At 36.6% G+C, this 16,344-nt stretch carries 21 protein-coding genes and 1 other annotated feature; of the genes, 7 read left to right on the plus strand and 14 right to left on the minus strand.

Translation table 11 applies throughout. The annotated features are described in order from the left end of the window. The first annotated feature begins 3 nt into the window (after positions 1-3). Entirely contained in the window at positions 4-1,407 is a 1,404-nt protein-coding gene (locus tag ACQV2X_RS02605) for an HD domain-containing protein (protein ID WP_428873130.1), read from the plus strand. Between the two features lie 11 nt (positions 1,408-1,418). Further along, positions 1,419-1,823: a bis(5'-nucleosyl)-tetraphosphatase gene (locus ACQV2X_RS02610; protein ID WP_428873129.1), complete on the plus strand. Its 405-nt coding sequence runs from the start codon at positions 1,419-1,421 to the stop codon at positions 1,821-1,823. A gap of 70 nt (positions 1,824-1,893) precedes the next feature. Here ACQV2X_RS02610 and ACQV2X_RS02615 read toward each other — a convergent pair whose 3' ends face one another. The 5 genes from ACQV2X_RS02615 to ACQV2X_RS02635 form a co-directional block, all read right to left on the minus strand. Beyond that, complete coding sequence (locus tag ACQV2X_RS02615) at positions 1,894-2,631, minus strand: DUF3021 family protein (protein WP_428873128.1); 738 nt, start codon at positions 2,629-2,631, stop codon at positions 1,894-1,896. Positions 2,632-2,756: 125 nt separating this feature from the next. After that, positions 2,757-3,584, minus strand: a complete 828-nt coding sequence (locus tag ACQV2X_RS02620) for a MetQ/NlpA family ABC transporter substrate-binding protein (protein WP_428873127.1) — start codon at positions 3,582-3,584, stop codon at positions 2,757-2,759. Between the two features lie 15 nt (positions 3,585-3,599). Further along, on the minus strand, positions 3,600-4,316 hold the full coding sequence (locus tag ACQV2X_RS02625) for a methionine ABC transporter permease (RefSeq protein WP_428873164.1): 717 nt from the start codon (positions 4,314-4,316) through the stop codon (positions 3,600-3,602). 20 nt (positions 4,317-4,336) lie between these two features. Further along, positions 4,337-5,392: a methionine ABC transporter ATP-binding protein gene (locus tag ACQV2X_RS02630; protein WP_428873126.1), complete on the minus strand. Its 1,056-nt coding sequence runs from the start codon at positions 5,390-5,392 to the stop codon at positions 4,337-4,339. Between the two features lie 41 nt (positions 5,393-5,433). Next, positions 5,434-5,692 (minus strand) — a binding site (T-box leader). A gap of 176 nt (positions 5,693-5,868) precedes the next feature. After that, positions 5,869-6,636, minus strand: coding sequence for an NADPH-dependent oxidoreductase (locus tag ACQV2X_RS02635; RefSeq protein WP_428873125.1), 768 nt, complete (start codon positions 6,634-6,636; stop codon positions 5,869-5,871). Between the two features lie 80 nt (positions 6,637-6,716). Between ACQV2X_RS02635 and ACQV2X_RS02640 the strand changes: the two genes are divergently transcribed. From ACQV2X_RS02640 to ACQV2X_RS02660, 5 genes are all read left to right on the plus strand, one after another. Beyond that, a complete protein-coding gene (locus ACQV2X_RS02640) occupies positions 6,717-7,844 on the plus strand; it encodes an NAD(P)/FAD-dependent oxidoreductase (RefSeq protein WP_428873124.1) in 1,128 nt (375 codons plus the stop codon). Positions 7,845-7,930: 86 nt separating this feature from the next. Beyond that, positions 7,931-8,305, plus strand: coding sequence for a large conductance mechanosensitive channel protein MscL (gene mscL, locus ACQV2X_RS02645; RefSeq protein WP_428873123.1), 375 nt, complete (start codon positions 7,931-7,933; stop codon positions 8,303-8,305). 128 nt (positions 8,306-8,433) lie between these two features. Continuing rightward, positions 8,434-9,537: an ABC transporter ATP-binding protein gene (locus ACQV2X_RS02650; protein ID WP_428881968.1), complete on the plus strand. Its 1,104-nt coding sequence runs from the start codon at positions 8,434-8,436 to the stop codon at positions 9,535-9,537. 45 nt (positions 9,538-9,582) lie between these two features. Next, positions 9,583-10,194 carry a hypothetical protein gene (locus tag ACQV2X_RS02655; protein ID WP_428894212.1) on the plus strand — a complete coding sequence of 204 codons (612 nt, stop codon included), beginning with the start codon at positions 9,583-9,585 and terminating at the stop codon, positions 10,192-10,194. Beyond that, positions 10,149-10,262 (plus strand): helix-turn-helix domain-containing protein, encoded by a 114-nt coding sequence (locus tag ACQV2X_RS02660; protein ID WP_428894213.1) that lies wholly within the window; start codon positions 10,149-10,151, stop codon positions 10,260-10,262. The genes ACQV2X_RS02655 and ACQV2X_RS02660 overlap by 46 nt, the downstream gene beginning before the upstream one ends. A gap of 70 nt (positions 10,263-10,332) precedes the next feature. On the opposite strand, the gene ACQV2X_RS02665 is transcribed toward ACQV2X_RS02660, so the two are convergent. From ACQV2X_RS02665 to tmk, 9 genes are all read right to left on the minus strand, one after another. After that, a complete protein-coding gene (locus ACQV2X_RS02665; RefSeq protein ID WP_428873120.1) occupies positions 10,333-10,887 on the minus strand; it encodes a DNA-3-methyladenine glycosylase I in 555 nt (184 codons plus the stop codon). 9 nt (positions 10,888-10,896) lie between these two features. Then, complete coding sequence (locus ACQV2X_RS02670; RefSeq protein ID WP_428894214.1) at positions 10,897-11,748, minus strand: YdcF family protein; 852 nt, start codon at positions 11,746-11,748, stop codon at positions 10,897-10,899. A gap of 173 nt (positions 11,749-11,921) precedes the next feature. Continuing rightward, on the minus strand, positions 11,922-12,809 hold the full coding sequence (gene rsmI / locus ACQV2X_RS02675; RefSeq protein WP_428873118.1) for a 16S rRNA (cytidine(1402)-2'-O)-methyltransferase: 888 nt from the start codon (positions 12,807-12,809) through the stop codon (positions 11,922-11,924). Next, the gene (locus ACQV2X_RS02680) at positions 12,806-13,180 is read right to left on the minus strand and encodes a GIY-YIG nuclease family protein (RefSeq protein ID WP_428873117.1); all 375 of its coding nucleotides are present in this window, start codon (positions 13,178-13,180) and stop codon (positions 12,806-12,808) included. Before ACQV2X_RS02680 ends, rsmI begins: the two co-directional genes overlap by 4 nt. Next, a complete protein-coding gene (locus ACQV2X_RS02685; RefSeq protein WP_428873116.1) occupies positions 13,167-13,955 on the minus strand; it encodes a tRNA1(Val) (adenine(37)-N6)-methyltransferase in 789 nt (262 codons plus the stop codon). Before ACQV2X_RS02685 ends, ACQV2X_RS02680 begins: the two co-directional genes overlap by 14 nt. Next, positions 13,956-14,327: an initiation control protein YabA gene (locus tag ACQV2X_RS02690; RefSeq protein ID WP_428873115.1), complete on the minus strand. Its 372-nt coding sequence runs from the start codon at positions 14,325-14,327 to the stop codon at positions 13,956-13,958. It abuts the gene before it with no gap. 19 nt (positions 14,328-14,346) lie between these two features. Then, entirely contained in the window at positions 14,347-15,327 is a 981-nt protein-coding gene (locus tag ACQV2X_RS02695; RefSeq protein ID WP_428873114.1) for a DNA polymerase III subunit delta', read from the minus strand. A 27-nt stretch (positions 15,328-15,354) separates the two neighbouring features. After that, a complete protein-coding gene (locus ACQV2X_RS02700; protein WP_428873113.1) occupies positions 15,355-15,684 on the minus strand; it encodes a cyclic-di-AMP receptor in 330 nt (109 codons plus the stop codon). A 21-nt stretch (positions 15,685-15,705) separates the two neighbouring features. Beyond that, the gene (gene tmk / locus ACQV2X_RS02705; RefSeq protein WP_428873112.1) at positions 15,706-16,341 is read right to left on the minus strand and encodes a dTMP kinase; all 636 of its coding nucleotides are present in this window, start codon (positions 16,339-16,341) and stop codon (positions 15,706-15,708) included. Positions 16,342-16,344 lie beyond the last annotated feature (3 nt).

A 16,344-nucleotide genomic window follows, 5' to 3' on the forward strand; every position in this document is an offset into this window, starting at 1 on the left:
TAGGTGTCTGAATTCCAAAATATTATTGCCAATCAAAAACTTGAACGTGAAAAAGTTTTCCGTGATCCTGTTCATGATTATATTCATATTCGTGACCGTATCATCATTGATTTAATTGACACCAGAGAGTTTCAACGCTTGCGCCGCATCAAACAATTAGGAACTTCTTCTTATACTTTTCACGGTGCAGAACACTCTCGTTTTAACCATTCGCTAGGTGTTTACGAAATTACCCGTCGCATTATCAGCCAATTTGACCGTAATTATCGCTCTAAAACGGATGGCGATGGGTTATGGAATAATGATGAACGAATGGTTGCTATTTGCGCAGCCCTTTTACATGATATTGGACATGGTCCTTTCTCACATACTTTTGAAGCTATTTTTAATACTGACCATGAGGCCTTAACTCAATTAATTATCACTTCTAAGCAAACGGAAGTTAACCAAGTTTTAAGAAGATTAGGTGATGACTTCCCTGAAAAGGTAGCGTCCGTCATCAATAAAACCTATCCTAATCAACAAGTTGTTCAATTAATCTCCAGTCAAATTGATGCCGACCGTATGGATTATTTAAGAAGAGATGCCTTTTATGCAGGGGTATCCTATGGTGAATTTGACTTAACTCGCATTTCGCGTGTCATCCGACCGTTTGATAAAAGAATCGTTTTTGATTTTTCTGGTATGCATGCGGTAGAAGATTATATTATGAGTCGCTATCAAATGTATATGCAAGTTTATTTCCACCCAGTTTCTAGAGGAATGGAACAAGTCCTCAAGGGACTTTTAGCTCGTGCTAAAGATTGTTATCTTGAACGTGACAACTGTCAAAAAATTGAGGCTCCTATCCACTTACTCGAACCTTTTTTAAAAAACAATTGGACCCTTGATGATTATCTCAAGTTAGATGATCATATAATGAACGCTTATTTTATCCAATGGGCAGATGAAAAAGATCCCATTCTTGCTGATTTGGCCTACCGTTTTATTAATCGTAAGCCTTTTAAATCAGTCATTACAAATGACAATGAAAGAGAAGAGCTACGTACTGCCATCTTCAATGAATTAAGTAAAGTCGGATTTGACCCTAACTATTATATTAATGAAGATTCCAGCTTTGACCTTCCTTACGATTATTATCGACCTTATCACTCAAGTCAAAAAGTACAAATTGACTTAGTCACTAAAACCAATCAAGTTGTCGAACTTTCTCAAGTTTCAAGTTTAGTTCATTCCTTAACAGGTCAAGTCAGAGGAGACCATCGTATTTTCTTTCCTAGAGAGTTTATTGCTGATTTATACAATTTGCCTCAAGAAAGTCTCACTGATAGTCAAAAGAAAATTTTAGATGCTTATACCAATGAACGCCACGATGTTACCCACAATATTCAAGAACGCTTATTCTAGAAAGGAAATCTATGAAAAAAGAAAAATCATGTGGAGCAGTTATCTACTATAAAGATAATCAAGACTTTCTTTTTCTCCTCATCCAACATGAAAATGGTGGCCACTGGGCATTTCCTAAAGGACATATTGAAAAAGGTGAAACGGAAGAAGAAACAGCCCTTCGAGAAATTAAAGAGGAAACAGGTCTCGAAGTTGAATTGAATAATCAATTCAGAGAGACTACTCTCTTTTCTCCTAAAAAAGATGTTATGAAAGAAGTCGTCTATTTTATAGCAAAGACAAACTCAAATAAAGTCACTCGTCAATTAGAAGAAGTGAGTCAATTCATATGGCTTCCTTACCAAGAAGCTCTAGATAAAATTACTTATTCGAATGATAAAGACTTATTAGTCAAAGCTCAGAACTTTCTTCATTAAGAAAACCCATTAACCTATGAAGCGGTGAGATAAACACTGCTCATAGTTAATGGGTTAATCTTTTTTCATTTTAAATCTTTTCTTGGTCTTCTGACTTATTGAGAGTTTCATAGCTTTCGTCTGACTTTACCTCTTCTTCCAGAACGAGATCCCCTTCTAGATCTGTGTTAACAGCAACAACTTCTTCTGCTTCATCAGAAGGCTCAACTACTTCATAAGTTTCAACTTCCTCAAATTGGTTGGGCTCTGTTACCTCAAAATCCATTGGCTCGGCAACTTCAACTTCCTTTGTTTGTCTTGGGTCAATGTCTTTTGCTTCCTCTTTTACAAAGTCGGCTTTATGAGTGTCTTTTTCTTTTGATACCGACTCTTGATGAAGGACTTCACCTGTCCTAGGATCAAAATCCGACCTCGGAGCCACTTTATCAGTGACCTCAGGCTCAATAGTAGCTTGCGGTTTTTGACGCTTGTTCATTAGATAGTGATAGCCAAAATAAACAAACAAACATAAAACAGATAAGATAAGTATTCCTGCAAGAACCTTATCCCAATCGACTTGCATCCAACCATTGAATAAAGCAACAGCAATTATCACTAAGGCTGAAGCCCCAATATGACTCGCTAACTTTTGACCAAAAGTTAGTGATTTTGTGTAATAGATTAGGAACAATAGACCTAAAATAATTCCTAAAATTACAATGGATAAGAAAGTATAAATTTGAGGTCCTCCCAAACTGGTTAATAATCCATAAGTTAGTAAAGTAACTAATAAACCATATTGCACAAATGATCCGGCACGCTTGAACATTGAAATTCCTCCTCTATGTCTGTACTGATGGTTCAATTATACCATATTTGAGACAATAAGCCGTCTAAACGAATTGTATTTTTATACAGTCGAAAAACAATGCTCAACATGTCGTATCACTATTATTACCAAGCAGGTTGATCCGAACCCTTTGAAACTTCTTCTATTTTTTTAGCTGTTTGTTCACTTTGATAAAGTTCTACAATTTTTAAAAATAGTGGGTTTTTACTATCTTCCTTACGACTAGCAATAATATTTTTATATGAATCTGGTAGCTTTTCAATATCCGCCGCATCGTTAAAAATAACGAGATCTTCTTCGAGTTCTGCATCATTGGCAAAATTATTATTAATAACCGCAGCCGCTACATCGGGTAAAGCCGACACTAATTGTGCAGCATCTAATTCTTCAAACTTTAAATTCAATTCATTTTTGGTGATATCACTTACTTCAGCTAACACACCCGCTTCATCATCCACTTCAATCACACCTGCTTGTTCAAGTGCTAGTAAAGCACGCCCCCCATTTGTCGCATCATTTGGAATAGCAATCTTATCTCCTTCTTTTAATTGATCGAGAGAATCAATTTTTTCAGAGTAAACTTTCAAAGGTGCAACATATGTATAACCTATCGATACTAAATCTCCGTCATTAGCTTGGTTCCAATCATTTAAAAACTCAACATGCTGGAAGGCGTTTAAATCAATCGACCCATCAGACAAAGATATATTTGGCTGAACATAGTCATTGAATAGAACCAGTTTGATTTTTATTCCTTCCTCCTCTTCTGCAATATCAGCAACACTTTGCCAAACATCTTCTTCATATTCTGAAGCGACACCCACTGAAACACTCTGACCTGAAAAATCTTCTTTATCTTCAGCGAAGACATTATTGAGAGTAACCCCCCCTAATAAAGAACCCACTAATAATACTTTTAAAAATTTTTTCATCATAATTCTCCTTTTCTAATACTTTCTTTTATGTTTTTCTGCCTTTCGAATCAACCAATTAAATAGCAATTGACTGATCAAAACAATTAATAAAATCAATAAGGTTGCTACTATGACAACGTCAAAACGACTTCTTTGATAGCCTCTAGCGATCGCAACGGTTCCTAAACCACCTCCAGCTACTACACCCGCCATAGCTGTCAAGCCAATAACATTAATAACAGTCGAAGCAGATACTCTTAATAAAGATCCTAAGCCCTCTCGAATATAGACACGCCATATGATGTCCCACGGTGAAGACCCCATGGCCTGAGCCGCTTCAACAATCCCTTCATCTACCTCTAACAAAGCAATCTCCACCTGCCTAGCAAAGAAGGGAATCGTTCCTACAATGATAGGAATGGCAGCCGCCGTCGGGCCAATGGAAGTATTTACAAGCATACGTGTAAAAGGGACTAATAAAGCCAAAAGAATAATAAAAGGAATGGATCTAAAAATATTAATAAAACTGTCTAAGACTTGATAAATCCATTGGTTTTTTAAAATACCTTTTGGTCCTGTTACAACAATAACTACGCCAAGCATTAAACCTAATAAACCTGCAAAAAGGATGGTCAGTATCAGCATATATAAGGTTTCGATAGTTGCAACAATAAATTCGTCGAGAATGGGCCAAGCATTGGGTAACCATTTTTCTAAAAAAGATGATAAATTGGGGAATTGGTCATTAATAAAGGAATATACATTTACTTCTAATTCATCCACTTAACACCCTCCCTATCGGTTAAAATCTCGACATTTACTTTATGTTTTTCCAGAAAGACTAAAGCTCGTTCCCAATCTTGCGACTTTGATTCAACCGTGACAACAAGATTACCTACAAATGATCCTCTTAAAGCTTCAATATTACCATATAAAATATTACAATGTACCTGATAGTCTCTGGCTAACTGTGCAATAAAGGGCTCCGTCACCTCTTGACCGACAAAGGATAAGCGAGCGATGAAATAATCTTCTGAAGAGTTAGCTCCTCGCATTTCTTTAAGCACTAATTCATAGTCCCAATCAAAGTGGGTAGCCATATTTATAAACTCTTGCGTCAATGGGTTTTGAGGTTGGGTAAACATTTCGACAATGCCATTCTCTTCAATCACTTGCCCTTCAGCCATTACAGCCACTCGATGACAGAGGTTTTTAACAACATTCATATCGTGAGTAATCATTATAATCGATAAGCCCAATTCTTGATTTAACTGCCTTAGCAAATCAAGAATAGAATGTGTGGTTTTAGGATCCAAAGCAGAGGTTGCCTCGTCACACAATAAAATTGAAGGGTCTGTAGCTAAGGCTCTAGCAATCGCTACTCTTTGCTTCTGCCCACCTGATAACTGTTCAGGATAGGCTTGAGCTTTATCTAATATGCCAACCATTTCTAACAAAGCAGACACTTTCGCTTCTTTTTCAGCAGTAGATAATTTTAAATCTTTAAGTGGGAAAGCAACATTCTCTGCCACCGTTCTTGAATTCATCAAATTAAAGTGCTGAAAGATCATCCCTATCTTCTTGCGAGATTTTCTCAATTCAGACGCTGACAGTTGCATCAAATCAACTCCATTTATTATCACTTGCCCGCTAGAAGGTCTTTGTAAAAGATTGATTGTTCGAACTAAAGTGGATTTGCCGGCACCAGAATAACCCACAATGCCAAAGATTTCCCCCGCTTGTATCTGTAAGCTTACACCTGAAACCGCTTGGATTTTTTTATTTTCTTTTTCAAAAGTGACAGATACATTTTTTAATTCAATCAAGTATTCACTCCTTTCAATAAAACACAAAAAACTCTCCTCCAATAAAGGACGAGAGTTAATACTTCGTGGTACCACCTTAATTTGTAACCTCATCACTAAGGTTACCTCTGCCAGTACGCAAGTGAATATCACTTGTTATACTGAGGCTTACTAACGGTTGCAGCCGTTTATCCTTATTGCTATGCATTCAGGATAACCACTCCATGGCCATTTTCAATCGCTTCCTACTGCTTGATTTCACCCTACTCAAGCTCTCTTTAAAATAGTCTGACGATCTACTTTCCACATCTACGTGTTTCATTCGATTTGTTAGAAGTATTCTAATCAAAAAAAACAATCCTGTCAACCATTAATCTACAAAAAATTTTTATCGAAGGATAACTACCTTAGCAATAAGCATATAGCTAGTTATATTTAAGGAATCGCTAGATTAAATCCCTCACTCTTTTCTCATCAAAAATATTATTTTCTAATTTTTAATAATCCATTCCATCTTCTAGCATTACATTAAAGCCTTGTTTACTAACAACTTGCATTAACTGGGCTCTTTTCTTTTCGCCAATAGCAATTTTATTTTTAACTTGATTAGTAAAGCTATCCACTCTTTGGTTGCTATTTCTAGTGTCATAGTATTGTGTCATTTCCTTGTCATAGTCTGCCAACATTTGAAGATAATCTGGATTTGCGCGATAATAATTTTCAGATAATTTAAATTCGATTGGCATTCGTGGTTTCAATGGGGGTTGATCGTCCGGATAGCCATACCCAACCCCTACTAAAGGAAAAGTCAAGTCAGGTAGTTTTAATAGTTCAATGACTCTAGCTGAATCGTTTAAAATCGATCCAAAATAAACCGTTCCTAATCCTAAAGATTCAGCAGCGATCACTAAGCTTTGAGCTTGAATATAAACATCAGCCACTCCCTGAAAGAAATAATCCATTGAGCGATATTTTTCTCCTTGATAGCCTTTAGCCTTAGCTATTTCAGCATTGCGATGCCAATCCACAAGAAAAATCAATAGTTCAGGCACCTCGGCAAGATAGGCTTGTTTTGCAACCTTGGCTAATTCTTCGCGTAAAATACGATCAGTAATACGGACAACTGAAACGGCCTGCAACCCATTTGAAGTCGGACTGGCATTCATAGTTTCCATTAGTTGCTGACGAGTTTCCACTGCAACTGGGCGATCTTTATAAAAGCGAATACTACGGTGATTTTGAATCTGTCTGAGTGTTTCTTCCATAAAAAGGTCTCCTTTTAATTTGATGTCTCTAATTTAGCATTTACTGATTTTAATTTCTATTAATGAAAGGTAGGATATTTTTGAAAAAACATTTTCCTTTTATCATTGTTGGCGGTGGTATTGTTGGATCGACAGCTGCCTATTATCTGACTCGTTCTGGCTATCCAGTAATTCTTCTCGATAAAGAAGTTGGTCAAGCCAGCCAGGCGGCGGCTGGAATTATTTGTCCTTGGTTTTCCAAAAGAAGAAATAAAAAATGGTATCACCTTGTCGTTCATGGTGCAGAATTCTACCGTCAATTTATTCAAGATTTAACTGAAGACGGATTTGATGCTTCCAGTCTTTTTAAGGAAACTGGGACTTTGATTCTACGTAAAAATGAAAAAGACTTACACAGAGATCTTGAAAACGCAGATTCAAAAAGAGAGCAATCTCCTTCTATCGGAAAAGTTTCAACACTAACACAAGAAGCAATTCATGATTTGTTTCCTCTTATTGATAGCCCTTGGCCTGGCTCTTTAATTAAAGGGGGTGGCCGAGTAGATGGACAGGCATTGGTTGCTTTATTACATAAAGCGATTCTAACAAAAGGGGGGAAAATAGTTAAAAAAGAAGTTCAGTTGCTTAAAGAAGGAAAGAGCTTTTTGATTCAGTCTGATCAAGACTCATTTACTGCAAATCAGGTCCTTTTGGCAGCAGGACCCGCTGTCAAAGAACTTCTAAGCTCCTTGCGGTTTGATTGTAACTTACGCCCTCAAAAAGGCCAGCTATTTTCTATCTACCACCCACAATGGGTCGATAACAACTGGCCTGTTATTATGTCACCGGGTGGCATTGATATCCTTCCCTTTGATAATGGTGAGATAGTAATTGGCGCAAGTCATGAAGATGACCAAGCAAAAGACTTAACCATTAATCCCATGGTTATCAAAGAGCTAAAAACAAAGGCTGAGCAAATTTTTCCGGATGTTTTTAACTATCCTCTTTATCGAGTAAAAGTAGGTACTCGAGCCTTCACTGACAATGGCGATATCTTAATCGGATCCATCCCTGATTTATCCAATCTATGGACAATTTCTGGCTTAGGGTCTTCCGGCTTAACAAGTGGACCCTATCTAGCTTATCAATGGGTCCATAAAATCATCAATAATTATTGGGATCTTCCCGAAGAAATTATTTCCAGTCACCAACTTGTTCATAAAATATAGCAAATGAAAAATTTCGACATTGATTTATTTCGAATTCATGGTACTCTATAAGTATTAAATGAATTGTTACGGAGGAATTAATTTTTATGTGGAAAGAATTTAAAGGTTTTATTGCAAATAAAAATGTTGTTACTATGGCAACTGGGATTATTTTAGGGTCAGCTTTTACAGCAATTGTTACTTCTTTAGTCGATAATATTTTTATGCCACTCATTATAGCCATTACAGGTCAAGCAGATGTTTCAGGTCTTGTTCTGACAGTTGGTAAGACTGAAATTGTTTATGGAGCATTTATCCAAGCAATTATTAATTTTCTTTTAATTGGTAGCTTCTTATTTATCACACTTAAAGCTTTAGAAAAAGCACAAAACAAAAAAATTATTTCTCCAGAAGAAGAGCCAGCAAGCCCTTCAGAAGTCGAACTATTACAAGATATACTCTCAGAATTAAAAAGTAAATAATTAATTAATTTTAATACCCAGACAAGCCCAGCTTTTCTGGGATTTCCCTTTTCTTGTGCACATTGCCTATCGTATAATCCACAAATTTCAGTTAAGCTAGAATTATTATGTAAGAAAGAAGGATTAAAATGGTTGAAATAAACTTAAAGTCGATTAATAAAAGATATGAAGGCGCAAAAACCAATTCAGTAACTGATTTTAATTTAGATGTAGCTGATCAAGAGTTCATCGTCTTTGTTGGACCTTCCGGCTGTGGAAAATCAACCACCTTAAGAATGATTGCTGGTTTAGAAGAAATAACAGCAGGCGAACTGATTATAGATGGTAAATTGATGAACGACGTAGCACCTAAGGATCGAAACATCGCTATGGTCTTTCAAAATTATGCCCTTTACCCGCACATGACTGTCTACGACAACATGGCTTTTGGTTTAAAGCTGCGTAAGTATGATAAAAGTGAAATTACCCGACGTGTCAATCATGCCGCTGACTTACTCGGCTTAACTGAATTTTTAAACCGCAAACCAGCCGCTCTGTCCGGTGGTCAAAGACAAAGAGTCGCTTTAGGTCGAGCGATTGTTCGTGATGCCAAAGTCTTTTTAATGGATGAGCCTTTATCAAATCTTGACGCTAAATTGCGCGTACAAATGCGGGCAGAAATTGCCAAACTGCATCAGCAATTAAAAACAACTACTATCTATGTAACCCATGACCAAACTGAAGCTATGACAATGGCCAGTCGAATCGTTATTATGAAAGACGGCTATATTCAACAAATAGGTAGCCCTCAGGAAGTTTATAATAAACCCAATAATGTTTTTGTGGCAAGCTTTATCGGCTCACCAGCTATGAACTTCTTTACTGTTACTATTGAAAGTAATACCTTAACCAATAATCAAGGTATTAACTTGCCATTAAGCCCTCATCACAAAAAGTTGTTATCAGATAAGGGGTATTTAGGAAAAGAAATTATTCTTGGCATTCGTCCGGAAGATATTCACGCGGAAACAAGCATTGTTGCGAAATCTAAAGACTCGCTTGTTAATGCTAAGATTTCTGTCGCAGAGTTGCTGGGGTCCGAATCCATGCTGTATCTAACGATTGGATCAGATGAGTTCATTGCTAGAGTAAACGCACAAGAAGTATATACTCCAGGAGAATCCATTGAATTAGCCTTCGATATGGAAAAAATTCATTTCTTCGATAAAGAAAGCGAAAAAGTTATTCGCTAAATTAAGTATAATCTTTAAACCGTTTATTTACGAGGAGGTCTTACAATGAAAGCAAATGGAGTCATTCAAATTCCTCACTCTCTTCTTGATTTAGAGGGCTCTCATAAAGAAGGTTATTGTCTGTTTCATATCTTTTTTGAGCATTTGCAAACAGACTTTGATCAATCCTTGTGGTTATCTACTCTCAGATCAAGCAGTCAAAACATTATTGATTATATAAAACGAAATTCACATCACTTTGTTTATGTCATCCACAATTCTTTTTGGGCTAACCAAGGATCCCAAATGATGGAAGGAATTCTAAAAATGCTTAATGATGACTTTGGACAATCAGCGCTTGTCATCATAGGGTCTCCTTATACTGGTATAGAAAGTGTTGAAGATCAAATTTCTTTTGACGTGGCTCAGATAGAAAGTCATCAGAGGGTACTTAAGAAAAACACCATTAATCGCATGAGCCATTTGCTTTTACAACAAGTTGGTAGGAACTTACAAGAAAGTCATCTCGCCCAATTTGCTAACTATGGTCAAACGATTTCAGATGATCAAGATCGTGCGTTGATACGCCAACTCTTTCTAAATGGGGGAATATTAGTAAAACCGCCCAGGATTTGTACTTACATCGCAACACGCTTAATTATCGAATTGACCGTTTAAATAAGTCAAGCGGCTTGAATTTACGCTTAATATCAGACTTGACTCTCTTATATTTACTGATTTGCTAATTTGAATAACCGATTATTTTAAACACATTACACATGAAAAGCCCAGTTACTGGAAGTAATTGGGCTTTTACTATTTTAAACGAAAGGTACAATCGGCATCATGATCATTAATAACACCAATAGCTTGTAAGTAGGAATATATAGTTACTGAACCTACAAATTTAAGACCATAATTTTTTAGGGAACGAGCGACTTCATCACTTAACTTTGAAGCTGTCTTGGGTTCTTTCTGACTTTTTGGTCTTAATACTAGCTGTCTGTTGGTGAAATGCCAGATATAATTATCAAAACTACCAAAATCTTGCTGAATTTTGATAAAAGCTTGAGCGTTGGTTATTGTAGCTTCTATCTTACCGCGATGACGAATAATCTTTTCGTTTTTTAATAAAGCCTCAACTTTATCTTCTTGATAATTGGCTATCTTTCGGTAGTCAAACTGATCAAAAGCTTGTTCAAAAGCTTGTTCTTTAGATAAAATTAGTTGCCACGACAAGCCGATATGAAACGTTTCTAACACCAACCATTTAAACAAAAGTAAATCATCATGTTCTGGTTTTCCCCATATTTTATCATGATACTGAATATAATAATCAGGCTTATTCGCTACCCATTGGCATCTTTGCATTTTTACCTCCTACTGGAAAATCATAAGCACTTGACGAATACCATAAATTAATAATCCAATCATAAAAAAATAATTTAATTCTTTAGTTAATACAAAAAAAGCAAGGTATTCTCTTAAAATAGCAAAAAAACCATGACCAAATTGGGTTCTTACCCCGACGACTCTTAAATCAAAACCGAAGCGCCAAGCATAAAGATAAGTCCTTAAAAGGTGAAAGTAACTTGTTACAATGAGCGTCTTCCCACGTTCAGGAAAACAATCATTTAAAAGCTCTTGAATATTAATGAGATTTTCTCTAGTCGTTCGAGCCTGATCTTCAATAGTAATGAAGTGATGGTCAATACCATTAGCAATTAAAAATTTCGCCATTTTTTCAGATTCTGAAGCAATATTTTCGTGACTATTTCCCCCACTGACAATTAAATGCAGCTTTTGACCTTTTGCTCTACTTTGTTTAAAAATTTTTAATGCCTTTTTTAATCGATAAATTAAAGTCTTGTCCATCTCACCGTTCGCTGTTAATTGGGCGCCAAGAACTAATAAAATATCATTAGATCGCATTTTAAACTTAAATAGTAACAAGAGAAGGTTGAGAACAATAAAAAGAAAAAAATTAATAATTAAGTACATAGCCACTAAGGTATAAATAGCTAAGAACCGAGTCATATAATAGTTTCTTTGTATAACAACCCATGCTGTAAAAATAACAATCCCAACAAAAGTAAAAGAGATCGTCAAATTAAAAAAAATACGCATGCCTGATAGCGAACGGTCATCTTCTATTCGACTTAACATTAAATAGGCTAACAACAAAAGAAAAAAGGGAATAATGATAGCAATTCCTGAACTTGAAAAATACAATAAATAGCGCATAAGTGATAATAGATACCATCTTGATTCATTAAGTATCGCAAAAAAAACTATCAGGAGTGAAAAATAAAGCAAAGCAATTAATGAGACTTTGCGCCATTTAAAAACGTAGACCAAAACGGATGAGACAAATAAAATGAAAGACAGAAAATACAACAAACCGCTCAGTCCTTTCTGTCGAGATCCAATTCATGATAAGCCGCATAAATTTCTTGTTTTTTGACATTTTGTGCTTGGGCAACCTGTTTAATGGCTGCTTTGGCTGAAAGTTTCTCTTTATCCATTAAAGATTGAACCTGGTCTTTATAGCTTAAGTCTGGATTGAGTAGCGTTTGCCTTTGATCTAATTGACCCATAGAATGCAACAAAAGGACACATTCACCTTTTAAAGAATGCTCCTCAAAATGATTGATTAGTTCTTGGCTTGTGCCTCTAAGATATTCCTCAAACTTTTTACTGATTTCACGAGCTACAACCACTTTTGTATCCGTTCCTAACAGCTGATTAATTTGCTGAATAGATTGCTTTAATCGATAGGGCGACTCGTAAAAAATAGCCGTTTCTTTTCGCCTTCCGATATCTGTTAGTAACTCAACTTGCTCATTTTTACTTCTTGGAAAAAAGCCATAATAAGTAAAGGTGTTTGCAGGTAATCCTGAAGCAACCAAAGAAGTAATGGCGGCACTCGCTCCTGGAAGGCTTATTACGGCTAATGAATTAGCCAGTAGGGATTGTACTAGAGGATGGCCAGGATCGTTGATTAGTGGCATACCAGCATCTGAGACTAGGGCAACCGTATGTCCCTCTCCAATATAGGCCGTCCACTTATCTACTTCCGATTGATTCGAGTGGTCGTGGAAAGAAAACATTCTTGTTTTAATATCATAATGCTTCAACAAAATTCCTGTTTTTCGCGTATCTTCAGCCAAGATTAGATCGACTTCTTGAAGAATTCTAACCGCTCGAAAAGTCATATCTTCTAAATTACCTATTGGAGTAGGAACCAAGTAGAGACAAGAGCTTTCTGTTTGATAACTCTTTTGAATATTCAAAATGCACTCACTTCCTTTAAGCTTAAATCTCTTTGTAAATGACAAATCAAATGCTGACTGTAATCTTTAATAATATAAACACCCTTATCAAAATTAGCCATACCGTTTTTAGCCAAGTAATATTCTTTTTTGGGACGATTTAACTGTTTGAAATGGTACTCCGCAGACATCGCTAAAGACTTATTCGGCCACTTTTCAACATAGATTAGTTTTAAAGGCTGCCGCTTTTTAACGCGAGTATACTTCGCTCCTTTGCCCTTATTATGAGCTTCTAACCTTTGCCTAAGATTGGTTGTAAATCCTCCATAAAGTGTTTTGTCATGACAGTATAAAACATAAAAGTAGAACCCTTCATCATTAATGATTTCCATAGTAGATCTCCTGCATCATAGGGGTATAGGATCCATCTTCTTGATGTACGATAATTGCAGGTTCAACTCGAACGCCTTGTCTTCCTCCCCTGGCAATGGCCTCTACCAAGACACTATTGGCATTTTCAGCTTGTTTTGGATGGACAAAGCAAAGGCGTTTGATAGCAAAGTGATGATTTAATAAACTCATCATTAGATCGTCTAATCTATTTGGGCGATAAACAATAAATAGCCTGCCTTTTTGCTTAAGTAATTGGCTCGCTTTGCTCACCCATTCATCTAAAGTTAAGTGAATTTCATGACGAGCAATAGCATGATAAGGATTAGAATGTAATTTAGCTGCCTCATTGAGCGAAAAATAAGGAGGATTACAGCTGATAACATCTAATCGCTGATTATTTGCTTTTAATTGCCTTAAATCCCCCTGGATGATTTCAATTTGTTCTTCTAAACCGTTTAATCGAACCGATCGTTTTGCCATATCCGCAATATCTGCTTGCAACTCAATAGCTTGAATTTTAGCATCTGTCCGATGCGATAAGAGTAGAGGAATGATGCCACCGCCTGTACAAAAATCCATTATCCTTGAGGAAGAGGACCGCTGATTGAATGTGATAAAATTCGCCAGCAAAACGGCATCCACAGAAAAAGGAAAGTAATTTGGATTTTGTATTACATAACGGTTTTCTCGAATCAGAAAATCAAGTCGTTCTTCATCTTTCACCAATCGTATTTGTTCATCAGTCAGTTTTGGCATAAACAGTTCTTTTGTCATCTATTGCTCTCCTAAAGAGTCAATAATGTCTTGACAAAAGATACATTCTTCATTGGTTTCACGCTTACTACCAAAATAATGATGACAAATATGAATACCATCATTATAGAAGGCTTGAAGACGAGCTTGCCCACTTTGACGATGCTCAAGCGTTTGCTCTGATTTATCAATAACTTGATTTTTTTGATTTTCCTCATCTTTTAATGGCTTAATTTCTATTTGCTCAACTGCTTGGTACTGCTGCATCCTTAACCGATTGTTTTCATTAGTTAACCGTGTCACTTCTTCCGACAAGGTGTTAACCGTTTCGAACAATTGATTCAGCTCTTGGTTAACTTGCATAAGAAGTTCTTCAATTTTTATTTCAGACATGCTAACACCTCTCTTCATATTACTTCCATTCACACATTTTAATCGCTAAGCGCTCATAGGCCAACTGTGGTGTGACATTAAACAAAAGGAGTTTTTTACTATCCATTAAGAGCTCATTCATTCTATGATAGCTTGTTTGACTCATTTGATGATCGATTCTCTCTTTAATTCTATTTACCCTCTTTTGTAAACTTCCTAAGTGGTTTTCTTTAGATGGATAGTGACTCAATAACAATTGGGCATTCAACCAATTTAAATAATCGAGACCATCTTGGCCTTGATTATAATTAAGATAGGGTTTTAAATGTTGCTGAATAGCGACAAAAGCATAAGGGTTTTCTTGTATCAATAACTGATAAAAATATTCTATGGCTTTTAGCCAAGCTTCGAAAGACTCCGCCTCATAGTCATCCATTAAATTCTCCAAGCGATTGGCTGATAGCTTTAACATTACTCTTGCATGCTGATCACGAATACCTGCTTGCACCATCTGATCAATTTGAGAGTGTTCTTTATCATCTTCCAAGATCACTTCCTGAACTCTCGATTGAATAGTCGGTAGTAATTGTTCAGCCTGACGACTAAATAAAAAGATATAAACATTAGGACTTGGTTCTTCCAAAAAAAGTAAAAGAGCATTGGCTGCTGCTGGGCCCATTAAATCTGCCTGCTCAATCGTAGCAATTTTAAAATCAGCCTCAATCGGACTCGTTCCTAACCATTCTTTTAGCCCTCGGATCTGATCCACTTTGATGCTACGCCCATCGGGTTCAATAGTCATATAATCTGCAAACTGACCCCTAGTAATTCTCTGACAGTCCATGCAATTTAAACAAGCCCTTCCTTCTGCATCAAAATGCTTACAAACAAGGGCTTGAGTAATTGTATCCACTAATTCTTTTTTTGCTGGGTTTAATTCGCCAGTAAATAAATAAGCGTGAGCGAGTCGCTTATGTTGTATCAATAGATTAAAATGCTTTTTGGCAGCTTCTAACCGCATAGACTCCCTCTTTCAAATGCTTGTCTCTTAGAAATGGAAGAAACTTTCAATAGGTAGAACAAAAACAGTCGCTCCACCAACTTCAACTTTTAATGGGTAAGTATTTGAAACTTCCAAATTCATATCTAGATGGATAGGTGTTGAAATATATTGCTCACGAGACTGACATGAAGCTTTAATAACTTCAAGCACTTCCTCAATTCGCTCATCTTCTACTCCTAATAAGAATGTTGTATTGCCTGAACGAAGAAAACCTCCAGTTGAAGATAATTTTGTCGCACGGATATCATTTTCTAATAAAGCCTTCCCCAAAACTTGTTGGTCTTGATCTTGCACGATCGCTACTAGTAATTTCATATTATCCCTCCTGATGTATTATTACTTAATCATACCACGTTTTTTTAGAGTTTCGAAGCACTCCAAGCTAACTTGTTCTACACTTTGATTACCATCAATTACCACAATATTTTCCCATTGAGGTATCAAGTCGAGATAGGTTTGTCTGACTCGTTGATGAAAGGCAAGTGCCTCCCGATCGAGGCGATCATACTGTCTACTACCACGAGCTTTCTCGATCCTCTCCAAACCTATGTCAGCAGGAACATCTATTAAAATGGTAAGGTCTGGTAAGTGGTCTTCAATGGCGAACTGGTTAATCTGCCAAACGGCCTCTAAACCGATTGCTCTTGCAACGCCCTGATAGACTAATGAAGACAGCACAAAACGGTCACTAATCACCATTTTCCCCGCTTGAACATTGGGTAAAATTGTTTCACTCAAGTGTTGCCGACGACTTGCTGCATATAGTAAGGCCTCTGTTCGATAGTCCATAGCTGTATTATTAATATCTAAAATGAGTTCGCGAATTTGCTCAGCTATCGGGCTGCCCCCTGGCTCTCTAGTAAATACTGCTTCTACACCTTCTTTTTCAAGCATTGGACCTAAAACTTTGATAATCGAGGTTTTCCCTGATCCATCTGGTCCTTCAAACGCAATAAACTTCCCTTTTGGCATTTG

It is taken from the genome of Facklamia sp. P12945, from assembly GCF_050409485.1.
GTDB lineage: Bacteria > Bacillota > Bacilli > Lactobacillales > Aerococcaceae > Facklamia.